This is a genomic window from Weissella uvarum, assembly GCF_016908785.1.
GTDB classification, from domain to species: domain Bacteria; phylum Bacillota; class Bacilli; order Lactobacillales; family Lactobacillaceae; genus Weissella; species Weissella uvarum.
Genome location: NZ_JAFBEO010000003.1, coordinates 148,208 through 165,891, shown reverse-complemented (window position 1 = coordinate 165,891; position 17,684 = coordinate 148,208). Strand labels below are relative to the sequence as shown.

Annotated in this window: 18 protein-coding genes; 16 read left to right on the top strand and 2 right to left on the bottom strand. The window is 41.4% G+C overall.

Going from position 1 to position 17,684, the window contains the following annotated elements:
• The first annotated feature begins 6 nt into the window (after positions 1-6).
• The 3 genes from JOC36_RS05190 to JOC36_RS05180 all read left to right on the top strand — a co-directional run bounded on the left by JOC36_RS05190 (position 7) and on the right by JOC36_RS05180 (position 1,180).
• Complete coding sequence (locus JOC36_RS05190) at positions 7-192, top strand: hypothetical protein (RefSeq protein WP_205145451.1); 186 nt, start codon at positions 7-9, stop codon at positions 190-192.
• A 191-nt stretch (positions 193-383) separates the two neighbouring features.
• Positions 384-671 (top strand): hypothetical protein, encoded by a 288-nt coding sequence (locus tag JOC36_RS05185; protein ID WP_205145450.1) that lies wholly within the window; start codon positions 384-386, stop codon positions 669-671.
• An 11-nt stretch (positions 672-682) separates the two neighbouring features.
• Positions 683-1,180 (top strand): ASCH domain-containing protein, encoded by a 498-nt coding sequence (locus tag JOC36_RS05180; RefSeq protein WP_205145449.1) that lies wholly within the window; start codon positions 683-685, stop codon positions 1,178-1,180.
• A 17-nt stretch (positions 1,181-1,197) separates the two neighbouring features.
• Here JOC36_RS05180 and JOC36_RS05175 read toward each other — a convergent pair whose 3' ends face one another.
• Entirely contained in the window at positions 1,198-1,767 is a 570-nt protein-coding gene (locus JOC36_RS05175; protein WP_205145448.1) for a PH domain-containing protein, read from the bottom strand.
• Positions 1,768-2,042: 275 nt separating this feature from the next.
• Between JOC36_RS05175 and purE the strand changes: the two genes are divergently transcribed.
• From purE to JOC36_RS05110, 13 genes are all read left to right on the top strand, one after another.
• Complete coding sequence (gene purE / locus JOC36_RS05170; protein WP_205145447.1) at positions 2,043-2,531, top strand: 5-(carboxyamino)imidazole ribonucleotide mutase; 489 nt, start codon at positions 2,043-2,045, stop codon at positions 2,529-2,531.
• A complete protein-coding gene (gene purK, locus JOC36_RS05165; RefSeq protein ID WP_239517545.1) occupies positions 2,524-3,648 on the top strand; it encodes a 5-(carboxyamino)imidazole ribonucleotide synthase in 1,125 nt (374 codons plus the stop codon). Before purE ends, purK begins: the two co-directional genes overlap by 8 nt.
• Positions 3,635-4,363 carry a phosphoribosylaminoimidazolesuccinocarboxamide synthase gene (gene purC, locus JOC36_RS05160; protein ID WP_205145445.1) on the top strand — a complete coding sequence of 243 codons (729 nt, stop codon included), beginning with the start codon at positions 3,635-3,637 and terminating at the stop codon, positions 4,361-4,363. The genes purK and purC overlap by 14 nt, the downstream gene beginning before the upstream one ends.
• A 4-nt stretch (positions 4,364-4,367) precedes the next feature.
• Positions 4,368-4,622: a phosphoribosylformylglycinamidine synthase subunit PurS gene (purS, locus tag JOC36_RS05155; protein ID WP_205145444.1), complete on the top strand. Its 255-nt coding sequence runs from the start codon at positions 4,368-4,370 to the stop codon at positions 4,620-4,622.
• A gap of 2 nt (positions 4,623-4,624) precedes the next feature.
• Positions 4,625-5,287 (top strand): phosphoribosylformylglycinamidine synthase subunit PurQ, encoded by a 663-nt coding sequence (gene purQ, locus JOC36_RS05150; protein WP_205145536.1) that lies wholly within the window; start codon positions 4,625-4,627, stop codon positions 5,285-5,287.
• A 14-nt stretch (positions 5,288-5,301) separates the two neighbouring features.
• A complete protein-coding gene (gene purL, locus JOC36_RS05145; protein WP_205145443.1) occupies positions 5,302-7,524 on the top strand; it encodes a phosphoribosylformylglycinamidine synthase subunit PurL in 2,223 nt (740 codons plus the stop codon).
• Positions 7,506-8,993, top strand: a complete 1,488-nt coding sequence (gene purF / locus JOC36_RS05140; protein ID WP_205145442.1) for an amidophosphoribosyltransferase — start codon at positions 7,506-7,508, stop codon at positions 8,991-8,993. Before purL ends, purF begins: the two co-directional genes overlap by 19 nt.
• A 6-nt stretch (positions 8,994-8,999) precedes the next feature.
• Positions 9,000-10,046 (top strand): phosphoribosylformylglycinamidine cyclo-ligase, encoded by a 1,047-nt coding sequence (gene purM / locus JOC36_RS05135; RefSeq protein ID WP_205145441.1) that lies wholly within the window; start codon positions 9,000-9,002, stop codon positions 10,044-10,046.
• Positions 10,037-10,624, top strand: coding sequence for a phosphoribosylglycinamide formyltransferase (purN, locus tag JOC36_RS05130; protein ID WP_205145440.1), 588 nt, complete (start codon positions 10,037-10,039; stop codon positions 10,622-10,624). The genes purM and purN overlap by 10 nt, the downstream gene beginning before the upstream one ends.
• Positions 10,624-12,150 carry a bifunctional phosphoribosylaminoimidazolecarboxamide formyltransferase/IMP cyclohydrolase gene (gene purH / locus JOC36_RS05125; RefSeq protein ID WP_205145439.1) on the top strand — a complete coding sequence of 509 codons (1,527 nt, stop codon included), beginning with the start codon at positions 10,624-10,626 and terminating at the stop codon, positions 12,148-12,150. The genes purN and purH overlap by 1 nt, the downstream gene beginning before the upstream one ends.
• A gap of 14 nt (positions 12,151-12,164) precedes the next feature.
• On the top strand, positions 12,165-13,421 hold the full coding sequence (purD, locus tag JOC36_RS05120) for a phosphoribosylamine--glycine ligase (RefSeq protein ID WP_205145438.1): 1,257 nt from the start codon (positions 12,165-12,167) through the stop codon (positions 13,419-13,421).
• A complete protein-coding gene (locus JOC36_RS05115) occupies positions 13,421-15,082 on the top strand; it encodes a formate--tetrahydrofolate ligase (protein WP_205145437.1) in 1,662 nt (553 codons plus the stop codon). The genes purD and JOC36_RS05115 overlap by 1 nt, the downstream gene beginning before the upstream one ends.
• A gap of 245 nt (positions 15,083-15,327) precedes the next feature.
• Entirely contained in the window at positions 15,328-16,683 is a 1,356-nt protein-coding gene (locus tag JOC36_RS05110; RefSeq protein WP_205145436.1) for a gluconate:H+ symporter, read from the top strand.
• A 54-nt stretch (positions 16,684-16,737) separates the two neighbouring features.
• Here the strand turns inward: JOC36_RS05110 and JOC36_RS05105 are convergent, their stop codons facing one another.
• Positions 16,738-17,682 carry a lactate/malate family dehydrogenase gene (locus JOC36_RS05105; RefSeq protein WP_205145435.1) on the bottom strand — a complete coding sequence of 315 codons (945 nt, stop codon included), beginning with the start codon at positions 17,680-17,682 and terminating at the stop codon, positions 16,738-16,740.
• Between the last annotated feature and the right edge of the window lie 2 nt (positions 17,683-17,684).

Sequence of the window (17,684 nt, the reverse complement as noted above, 5' to 3'; positions counted from 1 at the left end):
TGTTACATGAATCGTTTATCAAAGTGGTTTAGATTGAAAACCTTGAAACATGAGCATGTCAGAGTTCAAATGAAATTGAACGAAATTTACTCAAGCCGTAACCGTAGTACAGATTTTTTGGAACGCCAAAAGAACTTACGTCGTCGTTTGAGATTAATTGAAGAGCGGATTGAAGAGCTCGAAGCAAAATAAAAAGACACTAGCTAGGCTAGTGTCTTTTTTTGTGCTGTGGCTCATTTAAGGCGTAGCGCTTTCATTGTCCTTTAAAAAGGGCTATAATAAAGTATTAATGAATACACAATAATTTTTTAATGAAAAATGCTTGTTGGGAGTAGCAATTATTTTTCAGAAACAAGTCAGATGAGAGAGAGGCTGTGATAAAGATGTTAGGACAGGTTGGCAATTACAAATTTAATAAGACCACACATAATAATTTGAAAGTCCATGTTGATGTCGCGGGTGAAACACCAGAAAATAGCGATCGTCAAAATGAAGAACAACATATTTCACAAAGCTCACGGCTTCACCAAAGTTATGAAACACGTTATAAGCAATTTGCAAAATTGATGGATCAAAAAGTGCCGTTGGATGAAATTGCCAAGCAACTAGAATTATCAGAGATTACATTGCATAGTCAACGCTATTTGCAACGCTATACAAAGCATAATTAAAGAGGACAAGGATGCTCTCAACTGAACAACAACAGATTTGGCAAAGATACTGTCAAACTGAAGGAATTCCAGCTAATCAAATCTATGATGCCTTCGCTTTTGGTGGCGAATCACCGGCGCAAATAGATGCTTTGGCTGAACTGGTATGCCAAGGGATTAAACGTGGTACAGCAAGTGCGCTGGCCTTGTATGAGAAAGATGAAGCATTACCAAAACCCGGCGAATATTCATTAGTGCTCAACCATACTGGGCAGATTGTGGCGCTAATTCAGACAACTGCCGTTGAATTTTGTCAGTTTCGTCATATCGATGACCAGCTGGCACAGATTGAAGGTGAAGGTGATAAGAGCCTTGCCTCATGGCGCAAGAACCATGAAGAATTTTTTCAACCTTTGTTTAGAGAAGTACTTGGGCGCCCCTTTACGGAGAATGATTGGATTTTATTTGAGCATTTTAAACTCATTACAACAGATCTTGAAAATAATAAAAAAACAGGTCAACACAGTTAAACGTGTTGACCTGTTTTTTATGTGCTCTCATTCCGATGGGTGAAATAGAGGTTCGCTTTACTATTTTCATAATCCAAATCATTGATAATGCCATGATCATGTAATCGATCCAAGCGCATTTTTTCATTTTCGAAAAAGTCAGGGTTACTAGTTTTTCCGATTCGTTGCGCCATAATGCGATCATTTTCTAAAGTCGCGATTAGTTGATTGAGTTTAGTGATAAATTGATATGCTTTTTCGTTATTAACAGCATTAATAATAATTGCTTGTTCGTTAGTATCTAATTCAATTCTTGTAAATGCAATTCCGGATGAACTGCTGAGATGAGTAAGTTCTTGGTGGGCAATTTCACATAACCAAGGTTTTAACAACATGCGATGACGCAATAAAATAATATGCAAATTTGTTAGAAAAACCAAGACAACTGCTTGTTTCACTTGTCCGGTGATACCTGCAACAACTACTTCACCATGTTCCAAATGCTCAACCAGATAGTTTAAGTCTTTTGATTGGCTTTGTAATAGTGTTTGCATCTCTGGATCATTAAATTGTTCAAAAACAACTTGCATTTTTTCTTGTACTGTCATGACGCACTCCCTTAGCAGTTATTGATAACGAAATATGTACGAAATCACATTTAAATATACCTATACTATATTAGTATACCTCATTTTGTTCATTTAGTAACAAAATTAACCAATAAAATTTATTATATTTTTCTGCAGCAGTCCATTAACATCATAAAACACGAACGATATACTTTATTTCGATTAATTGTACGTATTTTCTTTACATTTAGTCTAACTGATGTTTAAATGTACTTGTATTAACCGAACTATATTTATCAATTTAGGAGGAATGTATGTCAAAAGTGGCGGTGATTATGGGATCCAAATCGGACCAAGCAACAATGTCAGCAACGACGGATATCCTAGACCAATTAGGTGTGGACTATGCGGTTGACATTATTTCAGCTCATCGGACTCCCGAGAAGATGATGGATTTTGCTAAAAATGCGAAGGACAATGGCTATTCAATCATTATTGCTGGAGCAGGTGGTGCGGCACATTTACCTGGTATGGTTGCCGCTGCGACAACGTTACCCGTGATTGGGGTACCAATTCAATCTGCTGCCTTGAACGGGTTTGATTCACTCTTAAGTATCGTGCAAATGCCAAGTGGTGTTCCAGTTGCAACGGTGGCGATTGGGACAGCAGGTGCTAAGAATGCGGCCTATTTGGCAGCTCAAATCTTAGCGCTTCAAGATGAACAAATTGCGCAAGCAGTGGCAAATGCACGCCAAACACAAACTGAGGCCGTATTGGCTGATGAGGTACCAACTCATGACTAAAACACTAACACCTCCTGCAACGATTGGGATTATCGGTGGTGGTCAATTAGGGCAGATGATGGCCCTAGCTGCTAAACCCATGGGGTATCATGTGATTGTTTTAGATCCAACCCCAAATGCACCGGCAGCCCAAATTGCTGACAAACAGATTATTGCTACCTATGATGACGTTGCTGCATTACAACATTTAGCAGAGCAAAGTGATGTTTTAACCTATGAGTTTGAGAATGTTGATTTAAAAACGTTGGAAAGTTTAGGTGATATTACACCTTTACCACAGGGAACCCATTTATTGGAAATTACCAAAAATCGATTGGCTGAAAAAAATTTCTTAAAGCGGTTGGGCCTACCAGTTGCTCGCTTTAGCGAAGTTCGTCAAATGGCCGATTTAGATCAAGCGAGTCGAGTTGTTGGATTCCCAGCCATCTTAAAAACGGTGGAAGGTGGCTATGATGGTCACGGACAATGGGATTTACCAGATGCTGAAACACTAGCGGAATTATTAGCCCACTGGGATAATCGCGTTGCCGGTCCGTTTATTTTAGAACAGCGCATCGAGTTTGATTATGAATTAAGTATTATGGTGACACGAGATGGCCAAAACCAAGTTCGTACTTGGCCAATGACGATCAATCAACATCAGAACCATATTTTACATACTTCAACAACGACTGGTGTGAAACCAATTGTTGCCGAGAAAGCGATTCAGATTGCAAATAACATTGCACAGGCCTTTAAATTAAAAGGCATTTTGGGAATTGAAATGTTTGTTCGGGGTGACAGTGTCTATGTCAATGAATTAGCACCGCGTCCACACAATTCAGGCCATCTGACAATTGAAGCAACTAATATTTCACAATTTGAAGGCCATTTACGAAGCATTTTGGGCTTACCAATCCCGGAAATTACGTTACATGAACCAGCAATGATGTTGAACTTATTAGGTGATAACCTAACAATCGCGCAACAAGAGCTCAACAAACATCCAGAGTGGCATTTCCATGATTATGGTAAAGCTCAAATCAAACCTAATCGTAAGATGGGGCACATTACCGTCTTAGGACATCCAGCAATTGCACAATTAACGGATTGGGGGCAAAAACATGCCGACAATTGAACGTGAAAAAAAGCTTACTGAAGGTAAAGCAAAGCGAATTTACCAAACGAGCGACTCGCAATATCTTTGGGTTGAAAACTTAAATCAAGCGACTGCTTTAAACGGGCGCAAGAAAGAGCAAATAGCTGACAAAGGTTATTACACCAATCAAATTAGTCGGTATCTATTTCAATATTTACAAGCACATGGTGTACCAAACCATTTTGTGCGTGAAATGGGGCCAAGTGAGAGCCTGGTTCAGGCTTTAAATATGATTCCATTGGAAGTCGTTGTTCGCAATTATGCAGCAGGTCATTTTGTTAGTCGTTTTAAAGTGCCTGAGCACCAAGAATTGACCCCAGCTGTTCATGAGATGTATTTCAAAGCAGATGCCTTGGATGATCCATTTATGAACGATTCGCAAATTATCACCTTACAGATCGCCACTGCGCAAGAGTTGTCCCAAATGAATCAGTTAGCTGACGAAGTGAATGCTTGCCTAAGTGATTTATTTTTAAAGCTTGGTTTGACTCTGGTTGATTTCAAATTAGAATTTGGTCGTGATCAAGCGGGCACAATTGTTTTGGGGGATGAATTATCTCCCGACAATATGCGTTTAATCGATACAACATCTGGACAATCTTTTGATAAAGATGTCTTTAGAAACAATAGTGGTGATTTGACAACCAGTTATGCGGGCGTATTAACTCGTTTACAGCAACAATTAGGAGAATAAGCATATGTATTTAGCTAAAATTAATGTCATTTATAAAACATCTGTGCTTGATCCACAGGGAGAAGTCATCAAGTCTGCCTTACACCGCTTAGATTATCAGACCGTTGAGCGTGTTGTGCAAGGAAAGTATTTTGAAGTCACGTTTGATGCACCTAACGAAAAAACGGCTCAACAACAAGTGGCAGCTATGACCAATGATTTATTGATTAATCCAAATACCGAGACTTATCACTACACATTGACGGAGGTTGCGGATTAATGGTGAAAACAGCAGTCGTACGTTTTCCAGGTTCAAATTGTGATGAAGATTTGTTTTACGCCTTGGCTGATTTAAACCTCAATCCAGTTTTCGTTTCAGCTCAAGAAGAAAGTGATTTATCTGATTATGCGGCAATCTTCTTACCAGGTGGCTTTTCTTATGGGGATTATTTACGAACAGGTGCTATCGCTCGTTTTTCTCCCATTATGGATGCGGTCCGGCACGCAGCAGATGCTGGTCAGCTAGTCGTCGGTATTTGCAATGGCTTTCAGATTTTAACGGAAAGCGGACTATTGCCTGGGCAATTGATGCAAAATGCGACACCCGGTTTCATTTGTGATGAAGTTATGGTCAATATTACCAATCCAAATTCTGCTTTCACGCGCGCATACACGAGTACCTCAGTTAAATTACCAATTGCGCATGCCGATGGTCGTTACTACGCTGATGCAGCAACACTTCAAGAGCTAGTTGAGCATCAGCAAATCATTTTGACCTATCAAGATAATGTGAATGGGTCAGTTGAACAGATTGCCGGTATTACCAATGTAGCCGGTAATGTCATTGGTTTGATGCCGCACCCAGAACGAGCGATGGAAGCATTAATTGGTAATGTTGATGGACGTGGCTTTTTTGAAAGTATTCAAGCATCATTACCAGCTTAAGAAAGGAACAAAGCATGTCGACAACGCAAGTACAAGAACCAACGCCCAATGAAATTAAAGACACTAAGCTTTACCAAGCTTGGGGCTTAACCGATGCTGAATATGAACTGATTGAACAAAAATTGCAACGTTTGCCCAACTACACTGAAACAGGTTTATTTTCCGCGATGTGGTCTGAACATTGTTCTTACAAGAAATCTAAACCCGTGTTGAAAACTTTTTGGTCTAAGAATGATCGTGTCTTACAAGGGCCTGGTGAAGGGGCCGGCATCTTAGATATTGGGGACAATCAAGCAGTTGTTTTCAAAGCAGAATCTCACAATCATCCTTCGGCGGTTGAACCGTACGAGGGGGCTGCTACTGGCGTTGGTGGTATTTTAAGAGACATTTTTTCAATGGGGGCTCAACCGATTGCCGTCTTAGATAGCTTACAATTCGGTAACCCTGATCAGGCTGAGACGAAGCGCCTGATTGACGGTGTTGTGGCCGGAATTGCAGGCTATGGGAATGCAATTGGGATTCCAACCGTTGGTGGTGCGACCAATTTTGATGCAACTTATCAGCAAAATCCACTAGTTAATGTGATGGCAGTCGGCTTACTTAATCAAGCTGATTTGCATGTCGGTCAAGCTAGAGGCATCGGTAATGCTGTCATTTATGTTGGAGCAACGACTGGTCGTGATGGGATTCATGGGGCAACATTTGCTTCAAGTGAATTTGATAGTCATCAAGACCAAAATCGTTCTGCTGTACAAGTTGGTGATCCATTTATGGAAAAGCTAGTCATGGATACGACCTTAAACGCAGTGCGAGAATTTGGCGCCCATATTGTTGGTATCCAAGATATGGGTGCTGCCGGATTAGTTTCTTCAACTGCAGAAATGGCAGATAAAGCAGGGAGGGGGATGCAATTAAATCTTGATCGAGTGCCACAACGTGAAGCTCATATGACACCATATGAATTGATGCTTTCCGAATCACAAGAACGTATGATTTTAGTGGTTGAACCAGAATATGCCCAATCGATTATGGATTTGTTTAAAGCCCAAGATTTGAATGCGGTTCAGATTGGTACCGTTACGGACGGTAAGCAATACCAGTTATACTTTCAAGATGAGTTAGTAGCTGATGTGCCAGTTGATTTTCTAACGTCGGCACCAAAGATGCATATGGCTCAAACCAAGCCAGCCCGTTTAGAAAAGGTGGCATCTGATTATCAACCTGATTTAGCACAGCCGTCTGAAACCTTGTTGGCTTTACTAGCTCAACCAAATGTTGCTTCCAAAGCTAGCTTATATCGACATTTTGATTGCAGTGTTAAGGCCAATACAGTTGTAAAGCCTGGTCAAGCGGATGCAGCAATTGTTAGAATTCGTCAAACCGATAAGGCGTTAGCTATGACAACCGATATAAATAGTCGTTTAACATATCTTGATCCTTTTATTGGTGGTCAAAGGGCCTTACTCGAAGCAGCACAAAATATTGTTGCGACCGGAGCAACACCAATTGGAATCACTGATTGCTTGAATTTTGGAAATCCTGATGATCCTGAAATTTATTATGAATTAGCACAATCAGTTGCAGGCATCAACGATATGGCCCAGCTATTAAATACACCAGTCATTTCAGGTAATGTTTCACTTTACAATGAAACAGATGGCGTAGCGATTCACCCGACACCAATGGTTGGCATGGTAGGGCTAATCTCTAACACTGATTTAATTGTGACACAAAATTTTAAAGCCGTTGATGATGAAATTTATTTGATTAATCCGCAACCAGCTGAATTTAACGGTAGTGAACTACAAAATATGGTACAAGGACAGCTCAGTGGAGCTCTAAAACCGATTGACCATAAGCAAGTTCAAGCAATCATGGAAAAGGTGCAAACAGCTACGAAAAGACATTTGGTGCAAAGCGTTCATGATCTTTCAGAGGGTGGACTCGCTGTCGCATTAAGTGAAAGTTTGATGGAAACACCGTTCGGCGCTCAAGTTGAATTGAAGACACCCTTAAATGACATCTTTTCAGAAGTACCTGCTCAGTTTATTGTGAGTGTTAGTTCAGCCCAGCAGCAAGCGTTTGAAGATTTAATGGGAACTGCGGCAATGAAAATTGGAAAGATTACTCCAGTTCCCGAACTGCATATTATCGGAAACGATGCTAAAGAGATTCAACTTCCCATGACACAAGTAAAGGAAAAATATAAGGATAGCTTATGGCAGAGACTTCAATGATAAATGAACATTCTTTAAATGAAGAATGCGGTATTTTTGGTATTTGGAACCATGAACAAGCTGCAAATTTAACTTTTTATGGACTCCATGCCTTACAGCATCGTGGACAAGAAGGCGCTGGGATTGTTGCTCGACATGATGATGGGCAGCTTTGGCAAGAACGCGGATTAGGTTTATTAAGTGATGTTTTTGCAGATCCACGCCGCTTTGACAATTTAACTGGTTCTGCCGCTATCGGTCATGTTCGGTATGCAACGGCTGGTAATCATGGTGTTGAAAATATTCAACCATTTATGGTGAATTTTGCAGACATGCAAGTAGCTTTAGCCCATAACGGTAATATTACAAATGCGAAAACGCTTCGCGCGGAGTTGGAACAAGAAGGTGCAATTTTTCAATCATCTTCAGATACTGAAATTTTATTGCATTTGATTCGTCGTTCCTCAGCTGATGGATTTGAAGCTCAGCTTGTCGATGCTTTAAACCAAGTTCATGGTGGGTTTGCTTTTCTTCTATTAACGCCAGATGCTATGTATGCTGCTTTGGACCCACATGGTTTTCGTCCATTTGTCATCGGTCAATTTGGTGATGAAGCACGCTATGTTGTGGCTAGTGAAACGGCCGCATTGAATGCGGTGGGTGCTAATTTTTTGCGGGACGTACAACCTGGTGAATTGATTCGCTTTGACCGCAATGGTATGCACATTGATCATTATACCCAAGCGACTCGTTTAAATATTGATGTCATGGAATATATTTATTTTGCTCGCCCAGATTCGAATATTTATGGCATCAACGTTCACCAAGCCCGGCAAAGAATGGGGGCCAAATTAGCGCAAGAAGCACCAATTGATGCCGACATGGTCGTGGGCGTCCCCAACTCATCATTATCAGCCGCCATGGGCTATGCCGATGCTGCAAATTTACCAAATGAAATGGGATTAATAAAAAATCAGTATATCGCGCGGAGCTTTATTGAGCCAACTCAGAGTCGGCGCGAACGTGCGGTAGGCATGAAGCTAACAGCAATGCCAGCGGTTGTTTCTGGAAAGCGGATTGTTTTAATTGATGATTCAATCGTTCGAGGCACCACTTCAAAATATATTATTCAAATGTTGCGTGAAGCTGGGGCTAAATCAGTGCATGTACGCATTGCCTCTCCAGCGTTTAAATACCCATCTTTCTTTGGTGTTGATATGCAAACGACTGATGAATTAATGGCAGCTAATTATTCGCAATCTGAAATGCAAACAATCATTGGGGCGGATTCTTTGGAATTTTTATCTGTCCCGGGTCTGGTTGAAAGTATTGGCCTCCCAAAACAATCTGATGGAAATGGCTTAACAACGGCATATTTTGATGGCCATTACCCAGCACCAGTTTATGATTATCAAGCTGACTTAGCTCCGTTAGTTCAAACGGGCCAAGTCACCTTTGATGATGAGCCAACGCAAGATGAGAGGAGTTAAAACAACATGAAACCAGAAAATGCTTATGCAGCAGCCGGCGTCGATGTTCACTCAGGTAAACAAAGTGTTGAACAGATGCAAGCCGCTGTGAATGCAACCTTTAATGCCCAAGTTTTAACCCCTTTAGGGAGCTTTGGATCTGCTTTTGCTTTACCAACCGGTTTCCAAAGTCCCGTTTTAATTAGTGGTACGGATGGTGTAGGCACTAAATTACTACTAACGATTGCTGCACAAAAATACGATACGATTGGCCAAGATCTAGTAGCCATGGTGATGAATGATGTATTAGCCCAAGGTGCGCAGCCCTTATTTATGTTGGATTACTTAGCAGTTGATAAAATGCGTCCAAAAACAGTTGCCACGATTGTTTCTAGTATAGCGGAAGCCAGTCAGAAGATTGGGGCCGCTTTAATTGGTGGAGAATCTGCTGAATTACCGGGTATGTATGCGAAAAATCACTATGATTTAGCTGGCTTTGGGCTTGGTGTGGTTGAAAAAGACGCCATGTTATCAGCTACACAGGCTCAAGCCGGTGATATTTTAATTGGCTTACCATCGAGCGGTTTGCATGCTAATGGCTATTCGTTAGTTCGTAAGCTTTTTAACTTGAATGAACCAGACGCATTTAACCAATTAGATGAAAAACTACAAACGACGCTGCTAACCCCGACCCGTTTATATCATCCAATTGTGGGACCACTGCTTAAAAAAGGCTGGATTCACAGCATAGCGCATATCACAGGTGGTGGAATCGTTGAAAATCTACCACGGGCCTATGGTTCAGACTTAACCGCGCACCTTGAATGGGGCAGTTGGCCAATTCAAAACATCTTTGATCAGGTGCAATCAGCTGGTAATTTGAGTTTAGAAGATATGTTATTAACCTTTAATAACGGTTTAGGAATGATTTTAATCGTCACTCCCGAAGCAGTCACACCTTTGCTACAAACTTTAGCAGCTTCGCAGCAAGTGGCTTATAAAATTGGCGAACTACAACCAGCCACGTCAACTGATGAACGAATTCAATGGAAAGGGCAAGCACCATGGCCATAACCACCAAGTTAGCCGTTTTTGCGTCCGGAACAGGCACCAATTTCAAAGCCTTATTGACGCAGATTCAGGCCCAAGCTTTACCAGCACAAATAGTTCGATTAGTTGTTGATCATAAACATGCTGGTGCAATTGACATTGCTAAAGCAGCCAATATTCCCGTCACCGTTGTGAATTACCAAAAAATGGGTGGCCGTGAGCAAGTCGAAATACAGTTATGCGAACAACTAGCTAAAGATGGGGTACAAGGTATTTTATTAGCCGGTTATATGCGTATTTTAAGCCCTATTATTTTAGAAGCTTATCCACAGAAAATTATCAATCTCCATCCAGCGCTTTTACCAAGTTTCCCAGGTGCCCATGCAATTGAAGATGCCTTTGCTTATGGGGTTAAAATCACTGGCGTCACGGTACACTACGTTGATGAAGGGACTGATACTGGAAAGATTATCGATCAAGCAGCTGTGCCAATTTTGGTAAATGATACTTTAGCAACCTTAACCAAACGCATTCATGAAACTGAACATCAACTCTATCCACACGTTCTCGCACAATTATTGAAAGAAGAGGTATTTAACTAATGGCCCGCGCATTAATCAGTGTTTTTGATAAGACAAATTTAATCCCCTTTGCCAGTGAACTTGTAAAACTTGATTATGAATTGATTTCTACAGGTGGTACCCTCAAAGCATTAACAGAAGCTGGGATTCACGCAACGCCAATTGAAGACGTCACGCATTTTCCTGAAATTTTGGATGGGCGTGTTAAAACACTGCATCCAAGTGTTCACGCTGGCTTATTGGCTCGTCGTGATTCAAAGGAGCACATGGAGACTTTGGCCGATTTAAAGATTGAACCAATTGATATGGTAGTGGTGAACTTATATCCGTTTAAGGCGACTGTCCAAAAACCAGACGTTACTCGTGCCGAAGTTATTGAAAACATTGATATTGGTGGCCCAGCGATGTTGCGTTCAGCGGCCAAAAATATGGATGCGGTGCTTCCAATTGTTGACCCAGCCGACTATGATGCAATTGTAGCTGCGTTGCAAGCAGGAGAGGTTTCTCAAACACAGCGACAAGCACTTGCAGCGAAAGTCTTTCGCCACACAGCGGCTTACGATGCTTTAATCGCCGATTATTTAACTGATGAACCTTTTACGAAAGAAAAGACGTTGCCATATGAATTAGCAACTAACTTACGTTATGGTGAAAATGCACATCAACATGCGGCTGCTTATCAGAATGCCTTAACGAGTGACTATTCAGTTCTTAGCGCCAATACTTTGCATGGTAAGCAACTTTCATATAATAATATTCGTGATGCTGATGCCGCACTCCGCATTATTGCTGATTTTGAACAACCAACTGTTGTGACGGTCAAACATATGAATCCAGCTGGGATTGGTCAAGGTGACACGATTGAGCAAGCATGGGATCGTGCCTTTGCTGCTGATGATGTTTCAATTTTTGGTGGGATTGTTGCGCTAAATCGGGAAGTTGACCTAGCAACAGCAGAAAAAATGCACAAAATTTTCTTAGAAATCATTATTGCACCAAGCTTTACCGATGATGCTTATGCTGAATTAGCAAAGAAGAAGAATTTACGACTTCTAACAGTGCCATTTACCAATGTGATTCCGCAATCACTTGAATTAACTTCTGTGCTCGGTGGGGTCGTTATGCAGGACCGAGACCTATTGCCTGAAAATGTGAGTGATTATCAAGTTGTTTCAAAGCGACAACCAACCGCACAACAATTGGAAACAGTGAAATTTGCGCAGACGGTTGTCAAACATGCCAAATCAAATGCGATTGTAGTTGCAACTGATAATCAAACCTTAGGCATTGGTGCTGGACAGCCAAACCGAATTGACTCAGTAAAAATTGCCATTAACCATGCCCAGGATAAACCAGGTTTTGCAGACGCAGTCTTGGCCTCAGATGCCTTCTTCCCAATGGATGATTCCGTTGCTTATGCCGCTGAACATGGTATTAAAGCAGTTGTTGAACCGGGGGGATCAATTAAGGACCAAGCATCAATTGATAAAGCAGATGAACTTGGCATTGCGCTCGTCTTTACGGGAAACCGTCATTTTAAGCATTAAGGAGAGAATTGGTCATGGCAGATGTATTAGTCGTCGGGTCAGGTGCGCGTGAGCATATTTTTGCTCAGACGTTTTTAAAAAGTCCGCATGTTAATCAAGTTTTCGTTGCACCAGGGAATCCAGGTATGCAAACTCCAGGGATTACGCCGGTTGCCTTAACGACAATTCCAGACCTAGTTAAGTTTGCACAGGATAAAGCAATTGCTCTTACATTCGTTGGCGCTGAAAAATTATTAGCAGAGGGGTTAGTTGATGCTTTCGAAGCTGCTAATTTACCTGTCTTTGGTCCGACACAAGCAGCTGCGCAATTAGAGAGTTCTAAAGCGTTCACTAAAAAACTTTTGCATGATTACAAAATTCCAACTGCAATGTCACAAACAACACACAGCTTGCCACAAGCGCAAAGTGTTTTGGCTCAACATGCCTACCCGGTTGTGATTAAGTTAGATGGTTTAGCACTTGGTAAAGGGGTTCATATTTGTCAAACGGCTCAGGAGGCAAATACAGTAATCAATGCCATTTATACTAAATATGCTGATGCTGTTTTAGTTATTGAGGATTACTTAGAAGGTGTTGAATATTCGATTTTTTCATTTGTTGGCCCAAAACAAGTGGTGCATACGCCGGTGGCGCAAGATCATAAACGACTACTTGATCATGACAAAGGTCCCAATACTGGTGGTATGGGCGCGTATAGTCCTGTGCGCTGGCTATCTGAAGCTGACATACAAACAGCAATTAACCAACTCGTCATGCCAGTATTATCAGCGATGGAAGCGGAAGCTCTACCTTTTCGTGGGGTTTTGTATACCGGCGTTATGCAAACAGCACAAGGACCAAAAGTCATTGAATACAATGTTCGTTTTGGTGATCCAGAAGCACAGGTTGTATTACCCCAATTACAATCAGATTTATTTGAAAATCTCCTAGACTTACAACAGGGCCGACCAACGCAGATGCATTGGCAAAATCAAGATGTATATCTAGGTGTAACCTTAGCTGCACCAGGTTATCCCGAACAGCAATTGCAAAACCTTGCAATTCCAACATTGCCAAATGACATTCAAATCGATTATGCTGGTGTTACAAAAGTTGAAAACACGCTTGTTAGTCGTGGTGGTCGGGTACTAACTGCGGTTAGTCATGATAAAACTGCTACAGAAGCGCAAGCGCATGTATATGCAGCATTGAATCAACGGGCTGATGATTTCATTTATCGTCGTGATATTGGACAACAGGCCGTGGCATTTGAAAAAATGGAGGGGTTGTGATGTTAAGTGATATTGAAATTGCTCAGGGAGCAGAAATTTGGCCGATTGAAAAAATTGCAAAACAAATTGGTTTAAAGCAGGATGAATGGCAGCCATATGGCTTTGATAAAGCCAAAGTAATGCTTGGTCCGGAACATAATCAGGATGCTTTAGGTAAATTAATTTTAGTAACATCCATTAACCCAACACCAGCTGGTGAAGGTAAATCAACAGTCACTGTTGGATTGGGGGACGCTTTAAATGCCATGAACGGGAAAACTATGATTGCGCTAAGAGAGCCATCATTAGGACCCGTGATGGGACTTAAAGGTGGAGCAACCGGCGGAGGTTACTCACAAGTTGTGCCGATGGCCGATATTAATTTGCACTTTACTGGCGATTTTCATGCTTTAACCAGTGCTCACAATACTTTAGCAGCGTTAATTGATAATAGTTTGTACCAAGGTAATCCATTGAACCTTGATCCGCGTCGTATTTTGTGGAAACGCGCCCTTGACGTAAACGACCGGGCCTTACGCCATACCACAATTGGTCTGGGCGGAGCAACAAGTGGCGTACCTCGTGAGGATGGGTTTGATATTACAGTTGCATCCGAACTCATGGCAATTTTGACTCTATCAGCAAATTTGATGGATATGAAACATCGCATTGAACAAATTGTGATTGGCGAGACCTATGATCGTCAACCGGTTACAGTTAAGGATTTGGGCGTGGCCGGCGCGATTACGACACTCTTAAAAGACGCCATCCATCCTAACTTAGTACAAACGCTAGCTCACACACCAACGCTAATTCACGGTGGCCCCTTTGCTAACATCGCCCAAGGAACCAATTCAATCCAAGCAACTAAGACGGCGTTGCGTTTGTCTGATTATACGGTGACTGAAGCAGGTTTTGGTGCTGATTTAGGTGGGGAGAAATTCCTTGATTTTAAAACACCATTGTTAGGAAAAACACCAGATACCATTGTCATTGTTGCTACCGTCCGGGCTTTAAAAATGCATGGTGGCGTTGACAAAGCAGACTTAAAAGAACCAAACGTGCCTGCCTTGAAGCAAGGACTTGCTAATTTAGGTCAGCATATTCAAAGTATGGGGCGTTATGGTGTCCCTCTGGTTGTGGCGATTAATCAATTCACTGATGATACACCAGAAGAATTAGCTACGGTTAAAGCGTATGCAGAAAGCTTTGACGTACCAGCATATGTTGCGGATGTTTGGGGGCAAGGCGGTGCTGGCGCAACTGAATTAGCGCAGGGGGTTGTCGCTGCGACACAAAAGCCAGCCAACTTCACACCACTTTATCAACCAGAGGATTCAGCACAGTCGAAATTAGATGCAATTGCTCAAACAATTTATGGCGCTGATGGAGTAGAACTTTCCGAAAAGGCTGAAAAGCAATTAAAGCGTTATGCTATGTTAGGTTGGGATAAACTACCTATTATTATGGCCAAGACACAATACTCATTGTCAGATGATCCAAACAAGCTTGGAGCTCCGAAGAATTTTGTCATCCATGTCCGTGAATTTGTTCCAAAATTAGGAGCTGGATTCTTAGTGGCGATGACTGGTACTATCTTAACGATGCCTGGATTACCAAAACATCCTGCTGCTAATGATATTGATATCGATGAATCAGGTCATATTACTGGATTATTTTAATTAGTAATGATAAATTTTATGAAAAATATCATGAATATTGTCTAAAATAATGCCACTAAAGTAGCTAAAACTAAGCTTTATTGATGGGTAAATAAATAGAACGTATGAGATGAAATATATGAATATTTCATCTTTTATTTTGGTTTGAGAAAATTAGTGAAAGCGTATTCACGGCGGGGCTTTATTATGTTAGAATACTTCTTGCTGATATTATTTCGTTATTAAAATTAAAGGAGAAAAAAAGCATGCAAGCAATGATTGTTTTATTCTTAGGAATTGCTTTACTATTGTTTTTGATTATCAAAGTCAAAATGAATACATTCATTTCTTTGATTTTCACTTCAGTAGTTGTCGGGCTCGGTTTGGGCATGAATATGGCACAAATCCCCGTCTCAATTGAAAAGGGAATCGGGAGTTCACTTGGTGAACTAGCTATTGTCTTTGGTTTCGGGGCCATTCTTGGTCGTTTAGTTTCTGATGCTGGTGGGGCTTACCGAATTGCCCACACTTTGATTAACCTATTTGGTCGTAAGTACGTTCAAATCGCGGTTATGGTCGCATCATTTATTCTTGGTATTGCGCTATTCTTCGAAGTTGGAATGGTTATCTTGATTCCAATCGTCTTCGCAATCGCCCTTGAAGTTGGGGTGCCATTACTTTACTTGGGAATCCCAATGGCAGCTGCTTTGTCAGTTACCCACGGATTCTTACCACCTCATCCTGCTCCAACAGCCATCACAACAGCCTTAGGGGCTAACCCTGGTCACGTTTTGATGTACGGAATCTTGGTTGCTATCCCAGCTGCCATTATTGCAGGACCTGTCTTTACAAAGGTTGCCCAACGCTTTGCTCCGGAAGCTTTCCAAGTCAAGAAAGAATTGAGTGCTTTTGGTGAAGTGAAGGAATTTGAATTAGATGAAACACCTTCATTTGGACTTTCACTTTTGACAAGTTTGTTCCCAGTTATTTTGATGGGAATCACAACTATTTATACGGTTGTTGTCCATAATGGTGTGGCACCTGCCAAGCCAGTTGGTTTTGATTCATTTATGAGCATGATTGGTAACCCAGTTGGCGCTATGATTATTTCATTGGCCTTTGCACTTTGGTCAATGGGTTGGCACCAACACAAGAATTCAAAGCAAATGGGTGCAACGGTTGAAGATGCTGTTAAGTCAATTGCCATGTTGCTTTTGATTATCGGTGGTGGAGCTGCCTTCAAGCAAATCTTGATTGACGGTGGTATCTCACAAGAAATCGCTAAGATCTTTATCCACTCATCACTATCACCATTGCTACTAGCATGGATTATTACAGTTATCTTGCGTGTTGCGCTTGGTTCAGCTACAGTTGCTGCTTTGACAGCTGCTGGTCTGGTTCAACCATTGATGGTTAGTGCTTCTGTTAACCCAGCCTTGATGGTTTTGGTTATCGGAGCCGGATCATTGGCCGCATCACACGTTAACGATGCTGGATTCTGGATGTTTAAGGAATACTTCGATCTTGATGTTAAGCAAACATTGAAGATTTGGACTGTGCTTGAAACATTGATCGCCGTAGTTGGATTGGTTATTGTTTTGCTATTAAGCTTATTTGTCTAATTAAATTAAACATACAAAAAAGCGATTCATTTCTGAATCGCTTTTTTTGTTGGACTAATTCAAATGTAATTCAGCGCTAATTTCGGCAAATTTATCACCCACAAATTTATAAGAAGCTGCGAGCTTTTCTGATTCTGAGGGGGTTAAATCTAAGTCAATTTGCTTTAAGATACCGTCACGACCGACAATTGCCGGCGTTGATAAGTAAACTTGCTGACCATCACGCAAATTAGAAACAGGTAATTCGCTATGGCTATCTGATAAAATGGCTTCTGTTAGGCGAACTGCAGCGCCAGCGATCGCATAATTAGTAAATCCCTTGGCTTGGAATAAGAAGTGACCATTATTACGCGCTGTCGATTCAATTTGGTCTAAGTCGATGTTATTCTTCTCAGCAAGGGGGACCACCGGTTCATCGTATATTGTAACAGTTGACCATGCTGTGAATTGAGAATTACCATGTTCGCCCAGGTTATAACCACGAACGGAACGTGGATCGACACCAAATGCTTCGCCAACGCCAGTTAACATTCGCGCAGTATCTAACAAAGTACCTGTGCCAAAGACGCGTTCTTTAGGATAACCCGTTAACTTTTGGTAAAGGGTAGTCATAATGTCATTAGGGTTGGTGATGACCACAAGAATGCCATGAAAGTTAGTTGCTTTTAATTTTTGTGCGACATCTTGGACTTGAATCAAGTTGTGGGGCACTTCAATAAAACGTGAATTTGTTCCGGGCTTAGCTTTTTGCAGAGCAATCTTTCCAACTGATGAAATGACAACGTCGGCATCATCCAAAGCGGAATAGTCATTGACGGTAATATTGGCATGATACTTTAGGTTAGGCTGTGCTTCTCTTAAATCAAGTGCTTCTGCTTCCACGTGCGCTTCATCTGAATCGATGAGCACATAGTCATCGGCTAAGCCTTGTACAATCGCACTATGAGCAATTGCACCTCCGACGTGTCCGACACCGATAATTCCGATTTTTCTGGTCATAA

Excerpts from the sequence above, each read along its gene's own strand:
- purK (WP_239517545.1), top strand. The coding sequence starts at position 2,524 with ATGACTAAAACACTAACACCTCCTGCAACGATTGGGATTATCGGTGGT.
- purS (WP_205145444.1), top strand. The coding sequence starts at position 4,368 with ATGTATTTAGCTAAAATTAATGTCATTTATAAAACATCTGTGCTTGAT.
- JOC36_RS05185 (WP_205145450.1), top strand. The coding sequence starts at position 384 with ATGTTAGGACAGGTTGGCAATTACAAATTTAATAAGACCACACATAAT.
- purC (WP_205145445.1), top strand. The coding sequence starts at position 3,635 with ATGCCGACAATTGAACGTGAAAAAAAGCTTACTGAAGGTAAAGCAAAG.
- purE (WP_205145447.1), top strand. The coding sequence starts at position 2,043 with ATGTCAAAAGTGGCGGTGATTATGGGATCCAAATCGGACCAAGCAACA.
- purL (WP_205145443.1), top strand. The coding sequence starts at position 5,302 with ATGTCGACAACGCAAGTACAAGAACCAACGCCCAATGAAATTAAAGAC.
- purM (WP_205145441.1), top strand. The coding sequence starts at position 9,000 with ATGAAACCAGAAAATGCTTATGCAGCAGCCGGCGTCGATGTTCACTCA.
- JOC36_RS05180 (WP_205145449.1), top strand. The coding sequence starts at position 683 with ATGCTCTCAACTGAACAACAACAGATTTGGCAAAGATACTGTCAAACT.
- JOC36_RS05110 (WP_205145436.1), top strand. The coding sequence starts at position 15,328 with ATGCAAGCAATGATTGTTTTATTCTTAGGAATTGCTTTACTATTGTTT.
- purD (WP_205145438.1), top strand. The coding sequence starts at position 12,165 with ATGGCAGATGTATTAGTCGTCGGGTCAGGTGCGCGTGAGCATATTTTT.
- purH (WP_205145439.1), top strand. The coding sequence starts at position 10,624 with ATGGCCCGCGCATTAATCAGTGTTTTTGATAAGACAAATTTAATCCCC.
- JOC36_RS05115 (WP_205145437.1), top strand. The coding sequence starts at position 13,421 with ATGTTAAGTGATATTGAAATTGCTCAGGGAGCAGAAATTTGGCCGATT.
- JOC36_RS05105 (WP_205145435.1), bottom strand. The coding sequence starts at position 17,682 with ATGACCAGAAAAATCGGAATTATCGGTGTCGGACACGTCGGAGGTGCA.
- purN (WP_205145440.1), top strand. The coding sequence starts at position 10,037 with ATGGCCATAACCACCAAGTTAGCCGTTTTTGCGTCCGGAACAGGCACC.
- JOC36_RS05175 (WP_205145448.1), bottom strand. The coding sequence starts at position 1,767 with ATGACAGTACAAGAAAAAATGCAAGTTGTTTTTGAACAATTTAATGAT.
- JOC36_RS05190 (WP_205145451.1), top strand. The coding sequence starts at position 7 with ATGAATCGTTTATCAAAGTGGTTTAGATTGAAAACCTTGAAACATGAG.
- purF (WP_205145442.1), top strand. The coding sequence starts at position 7,506 with ATGGCAGAGACTTCAATGATAAATGAACATTCTTTAAATGAAGAATGC.